21 protein-coding genes are annotated in these 21,401 nt (G+C 39.9%); 2 read left to right on the top strand and 19 right to left on the bottom strand.

Annotation, left to right across the window (positions count from 1 at the left end; genetic code table 11):
- Positions 1–16 precede the first annotated feature (16 nt).
- Positions 17–568 (top strand): sigma-70 family RNA polymerase sigma factor, encoded by a 552-nt coding sequence (locus tag ACTVAI_RS03890; RefSeq protein ID WP_443485928.1) that lies wholly within the window; start codon positions 17–19, stop codon positions 566–568.
- On the top strand, positions 558–1,649 hold the full coding sequence (locus ACTVAI_RS03885; RefSeq protein WP_443485927.1) for a hypothetical protein: 1,092 nt from the start codon (positions 558–560) through the stop codon (positions 1,647–1,649). Before ACTVAI_RS03890 ends, ACTVAI_RS03885 begins: the two co-directional genes overlap by 11 nt.
- A gap of 19 nt (positions 1,650–1,668) precedes the next feature.
- Here the strand turns inward: ACTVAI_RS03885 and ACTVAI_RS03880 are convergent, their stop codons facing one another.
- From ACTVAI_RS03880 to argF, 19 genes are all read right to left on the bottom strand, one after another.
- On the bottom strand, positions 1,669–3,099 hold the full coding sequence (locus ACTVAI_RS03880; RefSeq protein ID WP_443485926.1) for an FAD/NAD(P)-binding protein: 1,431 nt from the start codon (positions 3,097–3,099) through the stop codon (positions 1,669–1,671).
- Positions 3,100–3,228: 129 nt separating this feature from the next.
- Entirely contained in the window at positions 3,229–3,774 is a 546-nt protein-coding gene (locus ACTVAI_RS03875) for a hypothetical protein (protein ID WP_443485925.1), read from the bottom strand.
- Positions 3,771–4,310, bottom strand: coding sequence for a hypothetical protein (locus ACTVAI_RS03870; protein WP_443485924.1), 540 nt, complete (start codon positions 4,308–4,310; stop codon positions 3,771–3,773). Before ACTVAI_RS03870 ends, ACTVAI_RS03875 begins: the two co-directional genes overlap by 4 nt.
- Positions 4,303–5,292, bottom strand: a complete 990-nt coding sequence (gene pilM / locus ACTVAI_RS03865) for a type IV pilus biogenesis protein PilM (protein ID WP_443485923.1) — start codon at positions 5,290–5,292, stop codon at positions 4,303–4,305. The genes ACTVAI_RS03870 and pilM overlap by 8 nt, the downstream gene beginning before the upstream one ends.
- 20 nt (positions 5,293–5,312) lie before the next feature.
- Complete coding sequence (locus tag ACTVAI_RS03860; protein WP_443485922.1) at positions 5,313–6,071, bottom strand: prepilin peptidase; 759 nt, start codon at positions 6,069–6,071, stop codon at positions 5,313–5,315.
- A 56-nt stretch (positions 6,072–6,127) separates the two neighbouring features.
- Positions 6,128–6,463, bottom strand: a complete 336-nt coding sequence (locus ACTVAI_RS03855) for a competence type IV pilus major pilin ComGC (RefSeq protein WP_443485921.1) — start codon at positions 6,461–6,463, stop codon at positions 6,128–6,130.
- Between the two features lie 146 nt (positions 6,464–6,609).
- On the bottom strand, positions 6,610–7,812 hold the full coding sequence (locus ACTVAI_RS03850) for a type II secretion system F family protein (protein WP_443485920.1): 1,203 nt from the start codon (positions 7,810–7,812) through the stop codon (positions 6,610–6,612).
- Positions 7,813–7,830: 18 nt separating this feature from the next.
- Complete coding sequence (locus ACTVAI_RS03845) at positions 7,831–8,841, bottom strand: type IV pilus twitching motility protein PilT (RefSeq protein ID WP_443485919.1); 1,011 nt, start codon at positions 8,839–8,841, stop codon at positions 7,831–7,833.
- Between the two features lie 11 nt (positions 8,842–8,852).
- Complete coding sequence (locus tag ACTVAI_RS03840; RefSeq protein WP_443485918.1) at positions 8,853–10,478, bottom strand: GspE/PulE family protein; 1,626 nt, start codon at positions 10,476–10,478, stop codon at positions 8,853–8,855.
- 15 nt (positions 10,479–10,493) lie between these two features.
- A complete protein-coding gene (locus ACTVAI_RS03835; RefSeq protein ID WP_443485917.1) occupies positions 10,494–11,972 on the bottom strand; it encodes a pilus assembly PilX N-terminal domain-containing protein in 1,479 nt (492 codons plus the stop codon).
- Positions 11,973–11,977: 5 nt separating this feature from the next.
- Positions 11,978–12,382 (bottom strand): prepilin-type N-terminal cleavage/methylation domain-containing protein, encoded by a 405-nt coding sequence (locus ACTVAI_RS03830; RefSeq protein ID WP_443485916.1) that lies wholly within the window; start codon positions 12,380–12,382, stop codon positions 11,978–11,980.
- Positions 12,375–12,794 (bottom strand): type IV pilus modification PilV family protein, encoded by a 420-nt coding sequence (locus tag ACTVAI_RS03825; RefSeq protein WP_443485915.1) that lies wholly within the window; start codon positions 12,792–12,794, stop codon positions 12,375–12,377. Before ACTVAI_RS03825 ends, ACTVAI_RS03830 begins: the two co-directional genes overlap by 8 nt.
- 204 nt (positions 12,795–12,998) lie before the next feature.
- Complete coding sequence (locus ACTVAI_RS03820; protein WP_443485914.1) at positions 12,999–14,090, bottom strand: GGDEF domain-containing protein; 1,092 nt, start codon at positions 14,088–14,090, stop codon at positions 12,999–13,001.
- 27 nt (positions 14,091–14,117) lie between these two features.
- A complete protein-coding gene (locus ACTVAI_RS03815; protein ID WP_443485913.1) occupies positions 14,118–14,828 on the bottom strand; it encodes an EAL domain-containing protein in 711 nt (236 codons plus the stop codon).
- 449 nt (positions 14,829–15,277) lie between these two features.
- A complete protein-coding gene (locus ACTVAI_RS03810; RefSeq protein ID WP_443472351.1) occupies positions 15,278–15,979 on the bottom strand; it encodes a Crp/Fnr family transcriptional regulator in 702 nt (233 codons plus the stop codon).
- A gap of 33 nt (positions 15,980–16,012) precedes the next feature.
- Entirely contained in the window at positions 16,013–17,704 is a 1,692-nt protein-coding gene (argS, locus tag ACTVAI_RS03805; RefSeq protein WP_443485912.1) for an arginine--tRNA ligase, read from the bottom strand.
- A gap of 91 nt (positions 17,705–17,795) precedes the next feature.
- Positions 17,796–18,737, bottom strand: coding sequence for a carbamate kinase (gene arcC / locus ACTVAI_RS03800; RefSeq protein WP_443485911.1), 942 nt, complete (start codon positions 18,735–18,737; stop codon positions 17,796–17,798).
- An 87-nt stretch (positions 18,738–18,824) separates the two neighbouring features.
- Positions 18,825–20,330: a YfcC family protein gene (locus ACTVAI_RS03795; protein WP_443472354.1), complete on the bottom strand. Its 1,506-nt coding sequence runs from the start codon at positions 20,328–20,330 to the stop codon at positions 18,825–18,827.
- 65 nt (positions 20,331–20,395) lie between these two features.
- Positions 20,396–21,397 carry an ornithine carbamoyltransferase gene (gene argF, locus ACTVAI_RS03790; protein WP_443485910.1) on the bottom strand — a complete coding sequence of 334 codons (1,002 nt, stop codon included), beginning with the start codon at positions 21,395–21,397 and terminating at the stop codon, positions 20,396–20,398.
- Positions 21,398–21,401 lie beyond the last annotated feature (4 nt).

Raw genomic sequence — 21,401 nt, 5'->3', positions numbered from 1 at the left:
CGAGGAGGGAGTTTACATGACAGATGATGACTTGATATTCAAATTATACATAAAAGATGAAGAGGGTCTTACTGAGCTTATTGATCAGTACGCCGGTCTATTAAAAAGCGTGATTATCAGACATCTTTACGCATTACCCCACTATCAAGAAGACTGTTTAAACGATGTCTTGTTTGCCATCTGGGAAAACATTGACCAGTATGATAAAAATAAAGCGAGTTTTAAAAATTGGATTTGCGCTATTGCACGTTACCGCGCGATTAATTGTTTAAAAAAGTACCAACATGAATTAACCACAATGCCGATAGAAAACCAATCACCAGTATCCACAACGGATAAACCTTTCGAAAAAGAACTATGGGAAATTCAATTAGATGAATTACTGGCACCCCTCTCGGCAAAAGATCGTGCAATTTTCCAAGAACTCGCCGAGTCTAATACACCCAGCGAGGAAATTGCAGCAAAACATGGATTATCACGAGGCGCCCTTTATAATCGCGTTTCCCGTGCAAAAAACAAATTACGCCATTTCTTTCAAAAGGAAGGAGCGAAACAGAATGAAAAATGAAAAAGAAATCTATTATCTCCTCAACGAAATCAGAGTCGATGCCAGCGAATACGAAGATTTTGAGGTCTCTTTTTTTGAAAAAGAAAAATACTTTAGAAACGTTACATCCCGAATCAAACCAAACAAGCGTAAACAACCACTGCACCTTGTACTGGTAATGATCATGTTTTTTTTCGCTCTAGCAGCCTTTCCTCCGGTACAAGCTGCCATCCAAACCTTTTTAGGAGAAATTCGCTATTCCCTCTCCGAAGCACTTGGTGGTAATGATGCAACTAATGATGCAGTCGTATCCGTTCAACAAATAGATAAAATCGGAAATACCGATGTCAAAGTCGAGGATTTAATTTATTTAGAGGACAGACTGATAATCAATTTGCTAGTAAATATGGAAGGCACCGCTGATGAACTGGCCTTTTTGGGATTCGGTAATGTTGTTGTGACACTTGATGGCGAGCAAATTTCAACTCACAGCATCGGAAAAGGCAGCATTTTTGATAAAGAAAATAATATTTATAGTTCCATTATAGATATAAATTTGAGTAAACCTCTGAACCCAGAGCAGGAGCTAACAATCGGTATAGAAGCACAGGACATCTTGTATAACGACTACTCTGAGAATAGCAAAGAAAGCCCGATCAAAGAAACAGCCTTCTTCACGATTCAAACATCAGTAACGCAATTGATTCAGTACGTGAAAGAATACCCGATTAACATTCCAATTGAATATAAAGAAGGTACAATCACAATCGAACGGCTTATCACCCATCCCATTATTACATTATTGGAATTTAGTTACGACAATCCCGATGATACATTTCAACTGATTGAAATTAAGGGAACTGATGAGAATGGGCGTCATGTACTATTCCAACCCTATGACACGACGCACTCACCAGAGGGATGGTTCCTTACACACCAATTCCTGGAATCCGATTCCGAATTAAGTGCACAAGAACTATATGAGGCTGAAAAAATAACCTTACAGCTTTATAGTGCCGGCCATCCCGAAGGAGAGCAAGCTACATTCAAGCCATATGGCGAACCTTTCGAAATAAACTTAAAAATGCACCTCCCGGAATAAAGCGGGACGTGCATTTTTCTTACTTAGACAAATCGAATTTAACGACCTTATGTGCCTGTTTCATCAGAAGATGTGCGTTGTTTCCATACTGTAATCCAATTACCAGTTGACCGTGAACATAAAAATCTTCCAGCACACCATAACGTTGACTCACAGCTTCAGCACTTGGCCACAACACTTGTACCCCACCGAATGCTTCCGGCTGAAGGATGCGTTCATTCATTAATTGTCCCAATAAATCGGAATTCATCTGACTAATCTTTAAGTTTTGATTTTGACCGGTCGCATTTACCAAGTAATCGACCGCAACGTTCTCACTCTGCAGTTGGACTACAAACCCATTTTCCAAAGCATCTACTGCCTTCATCTTATCCCAGACCTTGATTTCGCCGGCATTCCAGGCTCTCATCAATTTTTCCAGTGATTCTTTTGGCATCGGGGTCCGAAAATGACGGAACAAAGGCTCATAGTGCGAATAAAACAAATCCCGATCCGCTTCGGTTAATGCAGCCATAAAATCAGCCAAATAGAAATCCATTTTGTGTATAATCCCTTGCAAGATGCCCAAATCCGTCTCTTCCCGCAACTGTTCGTTCAACTGTTCCTTACTGCCTTTGCCAAAGCGATAATTCAAATCGTTGAAGTTGATTTCCTTGTCTTCACATTCCAAATAAAACCATTCCACCATTTTTTTAAAAGGAACAAAGCCACCATGTAATTTCTTTTCGCGCTCCAAATTTTCGAGCGTCAAATATTTCAAATCCGCATCCAGTTCCAAACCACGATACAGGGAAAAATGCGCGTTCCGCGCAAAAAAACCAAGTTTATAATTTTTGCCCTGATTCCTTAAAAAACGCATTAAGTCTATGGAAGTTAAACCTGTTCCAATGATTCCGATGCGACTGCCTTCGGGAAAACCAGCCAGTTTCTCTTCAACCGGATAGGGATGAAGAATGAAATGCGGATGATTTTTTAATTGGTATGGGTCTTGATAAGGCAATTGTCCCATACAGAGATGTACTTTATCAAAAACGGTTTTGGTTGTTGCCGTCTCTACCTGGTACGTCCTATCCGCTAAAACACGAATTGCTGTTACATTTTTTTTAACTACTTTTGGTTTCAATATCTGCACGGCTTGGTCCAATTTTGTCTGCAAGTATTCTCCGTACCATTTCCGCGGAATAAAATCTTTATTCCCGGCAGATGCATCTTTATGCGCTCTGACCCAACTCACGAAATCATACTTGTCATCTTCTTCCAGACTCATAGTATCCGCAGTTTGGTTGATCAATAATAATTCCGAATCATCTTGATAAGGAATACCGGTCCCGAATGTTTTCGACTCATTAAATAATACAATTTCAAAATATTGGTAATCATCATACTCCGCCATTGCTTTTAATACACTGATGCCGGTAACTCCTACACCAACGATGGCAATTTTCTTCATAGTCCTGAATCTCCTTACAAATAACAGTTCTTATTTTGTAATTATTCTAATGTATATAAATCTATTATACATCAGATAAGTCTCAATAGTCAGCAAAAAGAGACCGGATTACTCCGATCTCTTTTTCCGCTATTCTGTTTTTCCATGACTATAAAAAATTACGTTAAACGAGCCTGTGTAGCGACCTTCACTATTTTTTTCAAAGCTAAATGTCTGAATGTTCCATACGCGTTCCATTCCTGACAAAGTTTCCAATAATGCCACCATATTATCTGGTGTATCGCTTGTCATGGTTACTTGATAAACACTTTCACGGTAAGCTTCATCCATGCCTTCAATGGCTTGTGGTTCCAAACTACGAGAGAAACTATTGATGGTCACGGAATTTTGAGCAGCTGCCTTTTCCAAATCAACCACGTCTTTATTGACTTTCTCACCTTCTGGCAAGAAAGCTTGTGTGGCTTCATATTCCGTTTCGATTTCTTCCAAAAAAGTTTCATCAGGCGGATAGGATTCCAGCAACGTTTTTTGTTCTTCGACCAGATTTGCCGTGATAGCGGTTCGTTCCTTGACAGGATCGATAAGGTAAACTGTGCCATAAACGAGGCCACCCAATACCATCGCGACCATGATAAACAAAATCGAAAAAGCGGTTCGGTTCCATTCTAATTTCATGGCTGGACCTCCCCTCGCAAAGCATCTTCATCAAGCGTTAGCCATATTTCAGCCAAAGAACCAGCTTCCTCGGCTTGGTTTTCCACACGTATTAATTGAACATTCGTAACGTAAGCTTGTTGACGATATTTCAAAATCGTTTCATCTATTTCCTTCACAGATAAATCGTTCAAAACCAGCGTCACTTGGTTGGTTTCATCCAAACTGAAGGTTATGATAGTTGCCGAACCGCCTGGAATAATAGAAATGATTGCCTCTGCAGCAGTCGCCATCGGATATTGTCTTTCTTCGAATAGTACTTTATCTTCATTAAGTTGCGCTGCCGTTTGCTGATAGTGCTTCATTTGCCTTGAAATGGTTATCCGATTCGCTTCATCCGCTAGCCAATTACTATTTCTGTCATCGGTATTCAGCAGAAAAGCACGCGTCATAAATAAGTAAATACCAATGCCTAAAAGCAGCAAGAAGGAGAGTAGTGTGAGTAAATGAGGAAGGTAGTTTTTTTGTTTTTTTTCAAAAAAATTGACTTCAAACACTGGTTACATCTCCCCTCTTCATTTTTTTGCCTGGTTTATTTTTTAATGACAAGCCGTAAAGCGGTAAGTACTTGGACGCAATTTCCTCAGGTCGGCTGATGGTGAGAATCGGCAAGAAGAAGCGATTCTCCATGTTTTTTTTCAGTTCTTCGAAATGAGGAAAATTCCCTGCAAGAACGATTTGGGTAATGCCTGTTGTTCCATCTAAGACGGAATAGCGATAAAACTCCAAAAATCGCTCAATCGTATCCAGATTTTCTTTGATACTCATTTGCAACGTGTCCTGGTCCCCTTTCCAGGCCCATTTTCCTTCAGGTGAAAGACTCCATAACTCAGACACTGCTGGATTTCGTGAATGCCTTGCAAACTGTGGTAAATGTTTGTTGAATACCATCATGGAAGTATGGGTGGGACTCCATTGCAATACTAATGTGTGTTCCTCTTCTCCCAACTGGATGACACCGTTCTGTTGCATCATGCGATAAAGGCATAATGAAGAAATATCCGCAACGTCGGGTTTTAAGGATGCTTCGGTTAATATATTCTCAAAGTCTTTTATCGTATCGGTTGGGTACAGCAATAATAAAACCGTTTGTTCATTTTCAATTTGCGAAGTCACCTCATGATGAAAGCTCGTATTCTTAAAAGGTGAGCGAATCGACTGACCGATGTGTAAAGTAAGATATTCCTTCACCTCGGACCCAGTTAGTTGACCAGGGATGACTTCTTCACGAATCGTAATCAACGCATCCGGCAATAAAATAGAGGTCTTGGCATTTTTCCATTTTTTCTCCGTTATCAATGCTTGGAGACGGTTCTGGATGAGTGAAGGATTAATAATTCTTCCTTCATGTATGATTTCTGTCTCGAACTGTAATTCATTTTTTTCGATAATTTTTTTTGATTGTGCGTCCAACGCAAGATAGCGAATACGCGATTCAAGAAATTCAAAATACAAGAAAACTTTTTTTTGAAATAACATCTTCCACCTCTTCATTTCTATCAAAATCCGATTAACGCCAGGTACCAGGTTATCATGGTTTTTCCGTAATAGAGTGCCGTTAGAGTTGCCAGCCCAATATACGGACCAAAGGGAATCATCAATTTCTTATTACCCTTTTTTACTTTCATTGTTACGAGACCACCAATGGTTCCATAAACGGTTGAAAGGAAGAACAGAAGCAGAAACCCTTTTAATCCAAAAACAAACCCCAACAAAGTCAAGTACTTCAAGTCTCCAGCACCCATTCCCCCTTTAGACAGAATCAGGATGAATAATAATAGAAAGAATGCTGTTCCCGCACCTAATAGTGCACTCTGGATAGTTATGGGTGAAAATATAAGTTGGTATACAACAAATAATGGCACGAAAAAGATCAGAATTTTATTGGGAATGCGACGATAGGCTATATCCGCTACAGTAACGGGAATCACTAAACTAATTAATAGAAGCCCTAAAATAGTTTTCGGGTTCCAACCGAACTGCAAATACGTAAAAGCAAATAATAAACCGGTCGTAAATTCCATGATGGGATACAACGGAGAGATCGTTTCACTGCAGGTCCGGCATTTTCCTTTTTGGATAGCAAACGACCAAACAGGGATTAACTCTTTCCATGATAATGTACGCTGGCAAGTGTCACAATAGGAGCGCTGTTGGGTGAATAAGGTCCCATTAGGCACACGTAGGCCTACTACGTTGAAGAAGGAACCGAATATGAGGCCGTAAATGAAAAATAATATGGCTATTAGAATCTGCATGGTTTTGCTCCTCTAAAGTAAGAAAGACTCCGCGGGGGAGTCTTTCTATATTTATTCTATTTGGTATCTTTATTTCTATCACCCAAAGCAATTTCTTTACTTATAGGATCTGTGCCCCCATAAGTGACATCTTCTTCAATATAATTTTTATCTTTTAAAGTTTGGATAGACACACTAGTAGCTGTATCATTTTCAATAAAATATAGTTGTGCTGCATCCATAACTAATTCTGTTTGGACAGCACTTGCGTCTGCCTTAGAGTTCCCAATTACATTCCCAATCAAAGGAATCGAAATACCAACTATTACCGCTAAAATAGCCAATACCGCTAGCAATTCTACTAATGTAAATCCGTCTTCTTTGTTTAACAATTGTTTGATTTTATTTCTCATTTTCTTTCCCTCCACCTATTTTTACTTAAATATCAATAACTAATCTTTAATAAGCAAACAATTTATAAACACAAATGTTTACCTTTTCAATTATATATTTTTATAATCACTTCTGCAATATATATATTAAAAAATTATCATCTCATTTAGAATGTCTGGAACATACTGAACATCGGTACCACAATGGCCATCACGATGAAGCCGACAATAACCGATAAAACGATAATCATGATTGGCTCAATCAATGATTGTAATTTATCGGAGGCTTCTTGTAATTCTTGATCATAAATATCGGAAACCTTCTTGAGCATGGTATCCAATTCGCCACTCGATTCACCGACCTGAATCATTTGAACAATCAATGCTGGAAAAAACCAGTGTCCCACCATGGCTTTCGCCAGAGATTCCCCTTGTTCAACATCTCTTCTCGCTTCCATCAATACATCGCCGACTACGCGATTCCCCACTACTTGACTCGTAATCTTGATGGCGTCCAAAATCGGAACCGAACTATTTAACAAGGAGCTCAATGTTTGGGTCATACGGGCCAACAAAGTTTTTTGCATAAACATTCCAACGACCGGCATTTTCAAGATAAATGTATCCCACAGGTAGGTATATTTTTCATTTTGAGCCAGCTGTTTAAGTACAACACCAGCTATCCCCATCATTATTAAAATAAACCACCAATAATCCTTGAAAAAATTGCTGAGACTCAAAACTCCCTTTGTGATTGCCGGCAATTCTTCGCCCATCGAAGCAAACATATCGCTAAAGACAGGTACGATAAAGACCAATAGAAAAATAGTGATAACCAAGGCCAAAACACCAACTACCAGTGGATATGTCATTGCTGTTTCAACTTTCTTCTTGATACGGTATTGCTTCTCATAATAGGTTGCCATTTGGTCCAGCACTTCTTCTAGGCGCCCACTGGCTTCTGCTGAATGAATCATGTGGACTAATAATTCCGGAAAAATTGGGGACTGGTTTGCCATCGCAGAAGACAGTGCTTCACCCTCTCTTATCTCCGCTGCCAAATTTTCTAAAGCTTCCTTAAGAAGGGTGTCGCTTGTTTGCTCTGCAAGTAGTTCAACGGCATCGACCAACAAAATACCTGCATTCAACAACGTTGCAAATTGCCGTAAGAAAATAATAAAATCCTTTTGTTTAAGTGTCTTTCTCAAATTGATATCTTTATTCAATGCCACATTTAGCGGCTCGACTCGATAAACCACCAAACTCATTTGCTGTAATTCTTGAAGTGCTTCTTTTTTATTGGTACTTTCGATTTTTCCTTTCATCAACTTGCCATCACTGGTTTTGGCCCTGTAAGCAAAAACTGCCACTTGTTCACCTCCTTATCATTACATCTGATTGCGTGAAATTTTTCCTTCTTTAAGCAATTGGTTCATACTCATCGCCATCGTGTGCATGCCTTGGTCGCTTGAGGTTTGTAAGACATTTGGTATTTGATGCATTTTTTCATTGCGGATTAAATTTTTGATTGCCGGATTATTGATCAACAACTCCGTCGCAACAACACGCCCTCGTCCTTCTTTCGTCGGCAACAAATGTTGCGACATAATCGCAATCAAAACATTCGCCAGCATCAACCTGACCTGATTACGTTGATTTCCTGGGAATACATCAATCATGCGTTCGATACTGTTTGTAGTATCCGCGGTATGCAACGTCCCTAAAACTAAATGACCCGTTTCTGCCGCGGTTATTGCGGTAGCTATTGTTTCCAAATCCCGCAACTCACCCACCAGGATGACATCTGGATTCTGACGCAAGCTCGCCCGTAACCCCTGTTGAAAAGAAGTTGCATCAAACCCGATCTCTCTTTGAACGATTAGCGATTTGTTATGGGCATGCAAATATTCGATTGGGTCTTCCAATGTAATGATATGACGATTTTGCGTTTGATTCATGTAGTTAATCAAAGCAGCCAATGACGTCGTTTTTCCACTTCCAGTGGGACCGGTCACCAAAAAGAGCCCTTGTGATTGTTCCATCAATTTTTTTGTTATGGACGGGATTCCCAGTGTTTCTACCCCTGGTATTTCGGTTGATATAACCCGAAAGGCTAGCGAGAGTGAGTTACGTTGGTAAAAAACATTCACACGAAATCGGGCCACACCATTAATTCCATAAGAAAAATCAATATCACGTTTTGTTTCTAATTTTAAAAGCATTTCTTCCGCCAACAAAGTTTCTGTAAACATCTTTGTATCTTGATAGGTTAATACCGATCCAGGTTGCGGCAGGAGTTTACCATCAATCCGAAAAATTGGCACACTCCCTGCTACCAAGTGAACATCTGATGCATTCGCATAAAAAGCTTCTGTCAGTAATTTATTTAGCTTTTCCATTATTTCATCCTTTAGTCTTCTATTGAAGCGACACGCAAGACTTCATCTAACGTTGTTTTTCCGGTTTTAACTTTCATCAGCCCATCATCTATGAGGAAATGACTATCTTTTTGGCGAATATAAGCTTTCATTTTCTGGAAAGAAGTTTTGTTCATCAGTAATCGTTTCATTTCCTCATCCATAACGACTAATTCATGAATGGCCAAACGCCCCCGGTAGCCCGTATGGCGGCAGGCGTCACATCCCTTTCCGAACGTGAGCGTGTCAATCGTTTGTCCCCGTCTTTGAAAAACATCTTTTTCTAACGGGGTTGCTGCGCGTGTATACGCACAATCCTTGCAGATACGCTTAACCAAACGCTGCGCAACGACCCCGCTTAAAGCAGAGGTAATCAGATACGGCTCAATCCCCATATCCATTAATCTTGGGATGGCCTCAATTGCACTATTGGTATGAAGCGTACTGAAAACCAAATGACCCGTTAACGCAGCTCGGATACTATTTTCAGCCGTTTCCCCGTCACGGATTTCTCCGACCATGATAACATTGGGGTCTTGGCGTAATACGGAACGCAGACCGGCCGCAAAAGTGAGCCCGATTTGCGCATTGACTTGCACTTGATTGATGCCTTCAAGTTGATACTCTACAGGATCTTCAATTGTTATGATATTCAGATCAGGACGATTCAGTTCATTTAAGGAACCATACAGCGTGGACGTTTTCCCTGAACCTGTTGGGCCAGTCAAAAGAACAAGGCCGGAAGGTTGTTGGAGCAATTTTTGATAGGCTTCCAGGACATCAGGTTCAAAACCCAAATCGGTCACTTTTTTAAATAAATTCGACATATCCAAGATTCGAAGAACCACTTTTTCACCGAAGACTGTCGGCAAGGTCGAAACCCGTAAATTTGTTTTTTTATCCAGAATTTCCGTGCTTATGCGCCCATCTTGAGGAAGGCGCGTTTCCGTCACATTCAATCCTGCCATTATTTTGATACGTGCAACTAATGCGTTCATCAATGATTTTGGCAAGGGTCTATCCGTTCGCAAGACCCCATCAATCCGATAACGCACCAGCACTTGATGCTCGGTTTGGTCCAAATGAATATCTGAAGCCCGCAAGGTCAACCCCGTCTCCAGTACTTGATTTAAGATACGGACCGCTGGCGCGTCTTCCCCTTCAATATGCTCTATATTCACTTCTTTCGAGTCATAGACACGGCTTATCGTTTGCAACAAATCATCTCTCGTGGCAATCACCGGTTGAACGATATAACCGGTCGCGAATTCCAGCTCTTCGATGGCATAGAAATCCAGCGGATCATTCATGGCTACAATTAGTTTGGGACCATCTTTTTTTATTGGAAGCAATAATTTTGACTGTGCAAATTCTTTTGAAGTCAGTTCCGCTAGGGACATATCAATGGGATATTGATAAAGCGAGACACTATCTAATTTAAGTTGAATTTCCAAAACATCCAGTAATTGCTTCTCTGTTATATAGCCCTGCTCAACCAATGCATTCCCGAGCTTTTGATCATCTTTTTTTCGTTCCAGCGCTTCAATAATTTGTAATTCCGAAATAATTCCTTCTTCTTTAAGTAAATCACCTAATTTTTTCTTCCTAAAGTCTGGCAAGTGCTCACTTCCTTTCTAGTTTGGTTCGACTAATGGACCTGTTGAAAATAAATCTAAAGTGTCTGCTCCCGTATTGGAATTATTTGTTCCAAAAGGAAAACCAGCAGTATCGATCCTTTGATAAAATAAGCTCGTTCCTCCGCTCATCATAAAAGATTCAGAAACGACATTTCCGGAGATTGAATATGAACCCGACAACGTTACTTTTCCATTCGGGGCAATAAGCAACATTTTTGATGACTCACCATTTCGACCTCCGGAAAGTTCCACCAAGTTACCCCCTACAAGGACAATTCCGTTGACTAGCGTACTGTTTGCTTTTAGATCTGAGCGAGTAAAAACTAAATTACCATTAATTTCCGAGGTACCCCAGCTACTTAGGGTTGCCGAGTTTGTTCCTAAATATATTAGGTTAAATTGGTTTCTGGACCCATTAGAATTTATTCTCACTGTTCCAATAATATTTAAGGTATTTTTTACTACAATGGTTATCGTCCCGTCCCCTACTACCTTTATTTCAGGAGCTTGTAAATCCAGTTCATTCACAAAAATTGTAATATTCTTTCCATTCGTATTTATTTTAAAATTGTTACCATTGTTGAGCCTCACATAAATTTTGTTAAAAGATACATCACTGTTTGTTGTATACTCAAAAACTTCATTCCATTTTTCATGTGTTAAATTTTGACTAGTACCAACCGTTTTATTTTTCCAATCATCATCAATTTTTTGAATGATAGATTTATATGGACTCATATCAAACTTTGCTGAAGCTATTTTAAGTTTAGGCATTCTATTCTCAATACCAAATTGTTTAGGATAATCCAGCAATTGATTCGCAGGTATTATATTTTGATGGTAAAGAATTGAATTGTTAAAAATTGGCCAGCCACTCACTAGAAAGCCTTTAGCTAGATTAGAATTCGTATAAATGTCGCCTTGTAATGTTCCATTGCCTATTTCTATTCCACCATCTGTTACGAGAGCAGCCGATTCCTGTAAAGAAGGCAACGTTTTCCCATTATTTTTTTCTATCCAATTTATGTCAACCAACTGTTCTACAGTTTTCTCTCTCTTTCCAACGATACCCGTCGAGTATATTGTAAATCTGGATTCATTATCTGAATGAAATACAATTTTAATTTTTGCTCGGGCATTTTTCTCACTTTGAGTTGAAAAATTGGACACTGTTTTCCCGTCTTGATTTGACATATATGTATTTATATTTGAAAAGAAAATAGCTTTTGTCTGACTAGAGGCATATATTTTATTGATGTCTTTTTCGACCTCTTCCACAACAGTTCTCGCCCCGGCCTCGGCAATATAATAAGCAGAGGTACTGTCCTGATTTTCATGGGCAAGGCGGTAGCTGCCGACTGTTACCATACCTACGGATATCCCCAGTATAGATAGGACCATCAAAACAAGCAGGGTATAAACCAATGCACCACCTTGTTCATTATTGAGCATTTTTTTCAATCCAGGTTTGAGCATGTGTTTCACCTTCTCATATGAATGGTTGTCTGGTATTCTTTACCGGCATTACTAATCAACTTGATTTTGACATTCTTGTTATCAATCAGTTCAAAACTTGCTTTTTTGACATCTTCAGCGATAACGCGATTATCGTTCTCAATCAGCTGCGTGCCAGCATGGCTAAAGACCAATGTTTCATCAATTGTAATACTGTCGCCAGTCGTAGTTACTTTCCCAGCTTTACGAATTTCTTTTGATAGCAGTGCCATGCTATATGTATAATCATTTGATTGGCCAGCTGAATCAGTCTGCCTGTCGTATTGTTTCATTCCATACAGCAATACTGAGCCCACAAGTGAGATAACAATCGAAAGAAGTGCAAGTGCAGCCAGTAGTTCTACCAAGGTAAAAGCTCTCTCATCACTCATTTTCTCCAGCTTCCGAGAAAGAAATCCGTGATTCCATTTTTGCAAGCTCTTCCCCCCTTTTTGATACAGTCACAACGACAGTGTATGGGTTCTCAGCCCCTTCAAAAATATACGCGATGTCAAAATCAGAATTATTCAAGCTCATATCCTCTTCAGAATATTTCCTTCGAGTCTGAGAAAAACTATTTTCCTCCGCTAAAGCATTCATTATTTCTAAATGTTCCTGCGCTATAAATGTTGCCTCATTCACTTCATCGATGCGGTTATTGGTTTTAGCTGCCTGTAAGAAGAAGGACAGAAACCCGGTAATGATAATTGAGAGCAAAAAAATAGAAGCTAGCAGCTCTATCAATGTCACACCGCTATCTTGTTTGACGATTTCATTTCTTATTGTTTTTATTTTATTTACCATTGTTGGGCCCTTTTCGAACTCGCTATTAGTTTTTATATGCTACTTATTTAATCAAAGTATATTCTTTCCTGACATAAGTGTCAACGACATTTGTTTGTGTTTCCATGCATATAGACATTTTCTAACTCATATTATGACCATATTTCATAAAATAGTAAAACAACTGTTTAATTCGCAAATAAAAAACACCTCCTGAAAAGGTGTTTAAAATTGATTTATTTCTTTCTTTTGTACTTTTCCTTCTGACCCTGAACTAACCGTTAACTGATTTCTTCCATTTTCTTTCGATTGGTACATTGCGCGATCAGCTCTTTTCCAAAGTCTATTCAAGGACTCTCCTTCTTCGGAAAATGCCAGACCCACGGATAATGTAACTGAAGTCAGCTGCTCCCGGTTTAAAGGAATGGGGCGATTCACGACATTATCCATAACGTCAACAATCAAGAGTTCCGCCTCTTTACGGGTCATGCCTACCATCACAATAGCGAACTCTTCCCCACCTACGCGGTAAGTTAATGCATTTGGAGCGGAGTAAGCAGAAAGAACTTGCGCAACTCCCCACAGTATTTTATCTCCAGCTGCATGACCATACGTGTCATTAAAGGTTTTGAATAGATCTAAATCAATTAAAGCAATGCTGATAGCTATCTGTCTATTTTTTTCAAGGATTTCTAAACGCTCTTTAAATTTTCGTACATTCAGCAAACGCGTAAGATAATCGTAATCTGATCTTTCCCTCAAAATCCGCAAATCATTCATCTGCAGGTATAATCCACTCATAATGACATAAGAAACAGAGCCCAGTATACAAAAGAATAGAATGGTTCTTGGCAAATCACGTAAAACAAAAAATACCGTTAACGATTTGAGGACCACATTATATAAAATTAAAACGATTAACTGTCCATATGCTTCCAAACGCTTTGCTGCCACTATTTTTACTACATACATAGACGACGCAAAGACAAATGTAGAAACAAGCCCCATTAATAAAGGAGCATGTCCGGTCACATACAAATGGTACGCCTCGACAAGTAACATACTAGGTAAAGTAATCTTCCAACCAAAATAAGTCATCGAAATACTGAAAAATAAAGCTCGGCCGTCTATCGGCACGCCCATGAAGAAAACAGATAAATGTATGAGTGCGACCCCGACTAGTGTCTCCGCTACCACAAAAGTAGATAATTCTTGAAATGTGAAGTTCTTTTTATCAGAAATCGCATAATTACTGCGGAAATAAAAATAAATGGGCATGAAGATGACTGCCATATTAGCAATTATTGTACTAAACATACTATTCTCCTATTTTAGGAACTGATTCTATAAAACGATTCCTCGTCCCCAGTAATATCCTTGCTGATAAACTGCTCCCATTTCATGAAGTTCATGTGCTAATTGCGCGTCTTCAACCGCTTCAATTACTAAAGACACATCATAGCAATTGGAAATCTTTATCCATCTTTCAACAAAATGTAAAATGAGTGGACGTTCCATCATCCGAAAAGGTAATAAAGAAAACTTAATGATGGTTACTAAATCGATGTGTTCCATGACAAATTGTAAACTGTTCAACCCGCTGTCGATGTCATCCAAAGCGATTTTAAAACCTAGTGCATTTATATCCTGCATCCACTGCCTCGTTGAATAAGTATTAAGAACATAATTATCCGGTGGCATTTCCGTAAATTCTATCGTGATACGATCACTATGAGTTTGAATCGCCTTTAAAAATTCCCAGGTGGAGCCATATGATAATTGTTGATGGTGCAAATTAATAGATAAATCGACATCCGTTCGACATTTCATAAAATCATAGACCATTTCCTTATATTCGTCCAGTAAAATTTCGTTGCTTGTTTCATTGCTGATGAGATCCATAAATAAATCAAAAGGAAACCTTGCATCATCTTTTGAGCGCAAGAGCACTTCATACGAACAGATATGTTGCGATTTAGCACACATCGTTCGGATGATGGGTTGGAATACAAAATATAAACCAGCTACTTTTTCTTTGATAGCAATTGAAGTCAAAATAGGAGATTCCCTTTCTTTCCACCTTATAATAAGGGTTACTGTTCAATCTGTTTTCATTATGAATTATTTTTTTGTCCAAAGCTATGACATCTTATAATATCGGCAATAAGTTAATAAAATTAACAGTAAACTACCATAAAACGGCAAAAAAATAAGACCCTTTTCGGATGAAAAGGGTCTTATTAAGGCTCTATAATAAATGGTGTTGGTAGGTATTCTTCTCGGAAATCCCGAAGGACGGTGGGGTTGCTTGTGGCCGTGTCAAGGATGCAATGCGAAAGTAGGGACCGTTGGCGCTTCAGCGTCTACGGTCCCTTTGAGGCTTGCAAGCCCGGAGACTACAGGCTCAGGGCGGTCCCACGGCAGTACACAAGCAAACACGCAGGCCGAAGGGCATTTCCTTCACCAACACCAGATAACCAAGAACCCTTATTAATATAATAATATCAACTTTCAATAATTTTCTGGAAAAATGGCACATCTAAATATTCGACCGATTTGCGCGTCATCGAAATTTTCTTTTCTTCTGTCAGCATCTTCACGACCCGGCTGGCTGTTTCCCGGGTCGTGCCTGCGACGATGCCTAAATCACTGATAGTCATGGGGTAATTAATAATGCGCTTGTTCCCTCTCTCCAAGCTTAAATCTTCCATCCAGATAGCCAATGTATGAATAACTTTTTGAGTTGCGTTTGGTATAGTCGTCATCTGAATCCGTTTCTCCAGAAAACGGATTATTTTCGTGGCTTGCTGGTACATAAATATCAATTGTTCGGCATTTTGTTTTACAAGGTCATTGATAACAGCTTGCGGTATCAACATCAAATCAACATCTGTCTGTGCATAGCCCGTATAATTATAGTATTTCCCCCGTAATACCCCACCGTAAGGAAAAAATGTATGATCGGAAACATAATCCACGTAGGCATATTCTCCCGAATCATCCATCTTTTCCAGCTTGATCAATCCTTTAAACAGATAATACGCGTACTGATTCGGATCTTCCTGGAAAAAAATTATTTGGCCTTTCTGGTACTGGTGAAAAATAGAGGTCGATGCAATAGTCAGGATTTCCTCGTTCGAAAAACGCCGGAAAAATTCCTCCTCCTGGATATTTGAAAGGTATAATTCTAAGTCACGGTTAACCACTAGGTGCCTCCTTACTGTATGAAGCGAGTGCTCTTACATTTTTTCAGGAACCTCGATACCCAGTAAATGCAAACCATCTTTCAAGACGATTGACGTTGCTTCCACTAATGCCATCCGCGATTCCAATTGCTCATTCTGTTCTAAAATACGCGTATTACCATAGTATTTATTAAATACTTGAGCCACTTGGATTAAGTATTTCGTCAAAACGGATGGCTCATATCCGGCTGCTGCTTGCTTGATTATTTTGCCATAATCTTCTATTTTTTTGATGATTTCCCAGCTATAGTCATCTTCCAAACCAAAAGTTTTTTCAGGATTTATTTTCTTGGCATATTTTTCCAAAAGACTGCGCGCCCGCACATAGGAATATTGTACATATGGCCCGGTTTCACCTTCAAATTGAACAATTTCTTCAATCTTGAAATCGAAACTATTCAGACGGTCTTTTTTCAAATCATGGAAAATAACGGCACCCACCCCTACTTGACGTGCAACTTCATCCTGATTTTCCAACTCAGGGTTTTTCTGTAATATTTGTTCCTTTGCCAATTTCATCGCTTCATTTAAAACATCTTCGAGCAGGATAATTTTACCTTTACGTGTTGATAATTTCTTGCCACCTAGCGTAATCAATCCAAAAGGTACATGATGCATGTTATCTGCCCATTCATGACCAAGGCGTTTCAAAACAGCTTTAAGTTGCTTAAAGTGATTGGCTTGTTCATTTCCAACGACATAGACACTTTCCACAAAATCGTAGGTACGTTTCCGATAGTAAGCAGTCGCCAAGTCACGTGTTAAGTACAACGTTGCCCCATCCGATTTTTTTATCAAGGCTGGAGGTAAACCCTCCTCATCCAAACGCACAATGGTCGCACCATTTTCAACAGTCGAGATATTTCCTTTTTCCAAGTCGTCAAGTATTTCCTGCATCTTATCGTTGTAAAATGACTCTCCGTTGTAAGAGTCAAACGCTATCCCCAAGATTGCATAGATTTTATTAAATTCCTGTAGCGACTCTTCCTTAAACCAGTTCCACAGCTTGTACATTTCTTCGTCGCCCTCTTCGAGCTTCTTGAAAGCTGCACGAGCGTCTTCTTCCAAGGTGGGATCCAAATCAGCTTTGTCGTGGAAATCAACATATAATTTAACCAATTCATTAACTGGATCACGTTTGATGACTTCTTCATCGCCCCATTTTTTGTAGGCTACGATTAACTTTCCAAATTGTGTTCCCCAGTCTCCTAAGTGGTTAATCCGGATAACATTATAATTCAATTTCTCCATAATATTCCCTACGGCATTGCCGATAACAGTCGAGCGCAAGTGCCCCATCGACATGGGTTTGGCAATATTCGGGGATGACATATCAACCGGTACGTTCCCGCCTTTACCTAAATCCTGATAACCATAGTGTTCACGCTGTGTCAGTACGTTATTTAAAACGATGTTACTGAATGTTTTTCGATTGAACTTGAAATTGATATAAGGACCAATCGTCTGAACCGACTCAAAGAAGTCGGTATTCATTTTCTCAACCAGTTCTTTGGCGATTTGGTTGGGTGCTTGGTGGTATATTTTTGCCAATGCAAAAACAGGAAATGCTAAATCACCAAATTCCGGGTTACTCGGAACCTCAATCAAATCGGTTATTTCCTCTTCTGACAAGTGGTCCCCTACCAAAGGAAATAGCGCTTTCAAAATATTTTCCTTAAAATCCATGAAAAGAACCCTCTCTCTACTCATAATACCAATAACCCCTAGAAACTTCCATTTATTTCTGGGAGGGTTCTAGGGGTTTGATTGATATTTGCTATTTTGTAATAATAGTTCCGGCATTTGAATCAATCAAACGGCCAATATTCTCCAACGACGTAATGATTGCGGTATTTGTTTCACCACTTGTGGCAAAATCGATAGCCGCTTCCACTTTCGGCAACATACTACCAGGAGCAAATTGTTTTTCTTCGATGTAGGCTTTTAGTTCGGAAACCGTCACATGCTCTAGTTTCTTTTGATCTGGTTTATTAAAGTTGACGAACACATAATCCACACCGGTTAAAACTACAAATAAATCAGCTTTTAGCTGGCTGGCTAACTGTTGGGAAGCAAAGTCCTTGTCAATGACAGCCTCCACACCTTCTAGGTGCCCGTTCGCTTTTTCAATGACAGGAATACCACCACCCCCACCGGCAATCACGATTTGGCCTGTTTCCACCAAGCTGGAAATGGTGTCGATTTCTTTGATAGCAACCGGTTTTGGCGATGGTACGACTTTACGCCAACCGCGGTTCGCATCTTCCTTGAAAGTTCCTTTACCTTTGGCCATTTCATTTTTGGCTTCTTCTTCACTGTAAAACGGTCCAATTGGTTTAGTGGGATTTTGAAAGGCAGGATCGGCTTCATCAACAATCACTTGTGTCACGATGGTCGCGACATTTTTATTTATTTTTCTATCAGTCAATGCGTTTTGTAGCGCATTTTGTAACCAGTAACCAATACTCCCTTCAGTCATGGCGACTAAGCTATCAAGCGGGAAAGCCGGATTTTTAGCGGAATCAGCTTCCAAGTTTTGTAATAAGAGGTTTCCTACTTGTGGGCCGTTACCATGTGTAATGATTAACTCATCACCATTTTCGATAAATTTGACCAGATGCTCGGCAGTTTCCCAAACCGCTTTTTTTTGTGCTTCTGCAGATGGGTTGTCCACCAGAATGGCATTTCCCCCAAGTGCTACTACAATTTTACGTCCCATATGTTTTCTCCTTTTTGATTCCAAAGAAATTCTGGCATCAGCATTTCTGAATATTATAACAAAATTGAGAGCTTAGTAAATGAATATTTACCAACCTAACATGGCAAAGATTACCAATAGTAAGATGGTGACCACGAAAACAATACCGAGTAACTTGGCCATGAACTTCCACCAAGTCGTAATTTCCAATCCTGCAATCGCCATTGCCCCCATTACAACCCCAGAAGTTGGTGTAATCAAGTTGACAATACCGGAAGCGGATTGATAAGCGGTGATTACTAAACTCTCAGAAACACCGGCAAAGTTTCCTAACGGTGCCATGATGCCCATCGTCGCTGCTGCAAGTCCGGAAGTAGATGGGATCAGGATGGATAGCGGGATATAGAAAATGTAGGTCATGGCGATAAAGATACTTTCAGATAAACCACTCAACGCTTGTTCACCCCAATAAAGAACCGTTGCCGTAATTTGACCATCATTCATAACAACCTGAATACCACGCGCAATCGCAACAACCAAAGCAACACTTAAAAGATCTTTTGTTCCTTCAAGGAAAACATGGATATAACGTGGTTCTGAGATACCATAGACCATCGCGATAATAATAGACATGATAAAGAATAGCACCGTGATCTCGTTTAAATACCACCAGCCAAACGGAAGGAAGCTTTGCCCAACTAGTGGACCAAGTATTGGTGTTTCACTGATAGTCGTATAGATGTCTTCAAAGAAGGTAAAGCCTGGGAACAAATCGCTCCATGGAATCAAGCCAATAATCATGATTACAAATGACAAAGCGAATAAAATCAAGACTGTTCTTTGTTTGCTTGTCATTTCACCGATATTTTCTTTTACGGCGAATGTTTTTTTCTGCTCATCCATAATGTCGGAAATATAGGAATTTTTTTTGTCTTCTTGTACGCGCTTGGCATAACGGGAGACATACACTGCCCCAATCACATACATGACGATGAAAAAGATTACCCGGGGAACAATACCGTCCGCCAAGTTAATACCAGCCATCGCTGAAGCAATACCGGTCGCAAATGGGTTAACTGTTGAAGACAAAACGCCCAGACCGGAGCCCACCAGAATAACCGCAACCGCCGACAGTGAGTCAAACCCTACCGTTACCATCAACGGAATCAACAGTGCATAGAAAGCCATCGTTTCCTCCGCCATCCCATAGGTTGATCCACCCAGGGCAAAAATAAACATCAAGATCCAAATGAGCCGTGACATGTTTTTTTCGTTCTTTTTGATAACAGCGGAAATACCGGCGTCAATGGCACCCGTCTCCGTAACGATCGCCAGGAATCCACCAATCACTAAAATAAAGAGGGAAATTTCAATTGCACCCTGCGTTGCATCCGTCCCGACCATTCCTTTGAATGGTGCTGAGAGGATATCCCAGATTCCTTGTGGTGTTGCCTCAACCGCATGGTAGGTACCACTTAATACCTCACCGTCAGCATTTAAATCGTATTGGCCTGCAGGGATAATCCACGTCAAAATAGCAGTAAGTATGATGATAATAAACAATATTGTATAGGAAGTTGGCATCTTAAACTTTTTCTTATTCGTTTCGGCCATTTTTTTCACATCCCCATAAATCCAGGATTGAGAAGGCTAACGCTCAATCCTGGTTTTTATTTGTCCTAAACCCGTGGAATGAAGAGGTTGCCGTTTGTGACTGCCATAATTGCCTTGATGGAATGCATCCGGTTTTCCGCTTGCTGGAATTGACGTGCTTGTGGTCCCCGGAATACTTCGTCGGTTACTTCCATTTCACTAACACCATATTTTGCCGCAACGTCCTTGCCGTAGACCGTTTCGGTATCATGGAATGCTGGTAAACAGTGCAACAAAATCCAGTCGCCTTCGATATGATCTGTCAATTCTTTATTGATTTGATACGGAGTAAGAAGTTTAACCCGTTCTTCGAATTTCGCTTCTTCTCCCATCGAAACCCATACGTCGGTGTATAGTGCATCGGCATCTTTGACGGCAGCATGTGTCTCACTGGTGATTTCAATGACCGCTCCTGATTCTTCAGCATATTTTTTGGCCATTTCCACCAATTTTTCATCAGGGAACAATGATTCAGGCGTTGAAATTGTAATATTGACACCCAGGATGGCGCCGGTGATCAGTAAACTGTTTGCAACGTTGTTACGTCCATCGCCCAAATAAACTAACTTTTTGCCTTTGATTTCACCGAATTCTTCTTTTAATGTCATAAAGTCAGCAATCATTTGCGTTGGGTGCCACGCATCCGTCAGGCCGTTCCAAACTGGAACACCCGCATATTTACCCAAATCCTCTACCATTTCTTGGCTGAAGCCCCGGAATTCAATCCCATCGAACATACTTCCCAGTACTTTAGCAGTGTCTTCAACCGATTCTTTTTTACCCAGTTGAATATCATTTGCACCCAGGAATTCTGGAGATGCTCCTAAATCATTCGTTGCCACAGTAAAGGCAGCACGCGTCCGGGTTGATGTCTTTTCGAACAGTAAGGCGATGTTTTGCCCTTTCAGGTATTGGTGTGGAATTCCTCTTTTTTTCAGGTCTTTCAAATGAATAGAGAAATCAATCAAATAGTTTAGTTCATCTTTCGAAAAGTCGATTTCTTTCAAAAAGTTTCTTCCTTGGAACATGTGA

This window comes from Jeotgalibaca sp. A127 (assembly GCF_052266745.1).
GTDB lineage: Bacteria > Bacillota > Bacilli > Lactobacillales > Aerococcaceae > Jeotgalibaca.
This window is presented reverse-complemented; position numbering and strand designations above follow the sequence as displayed.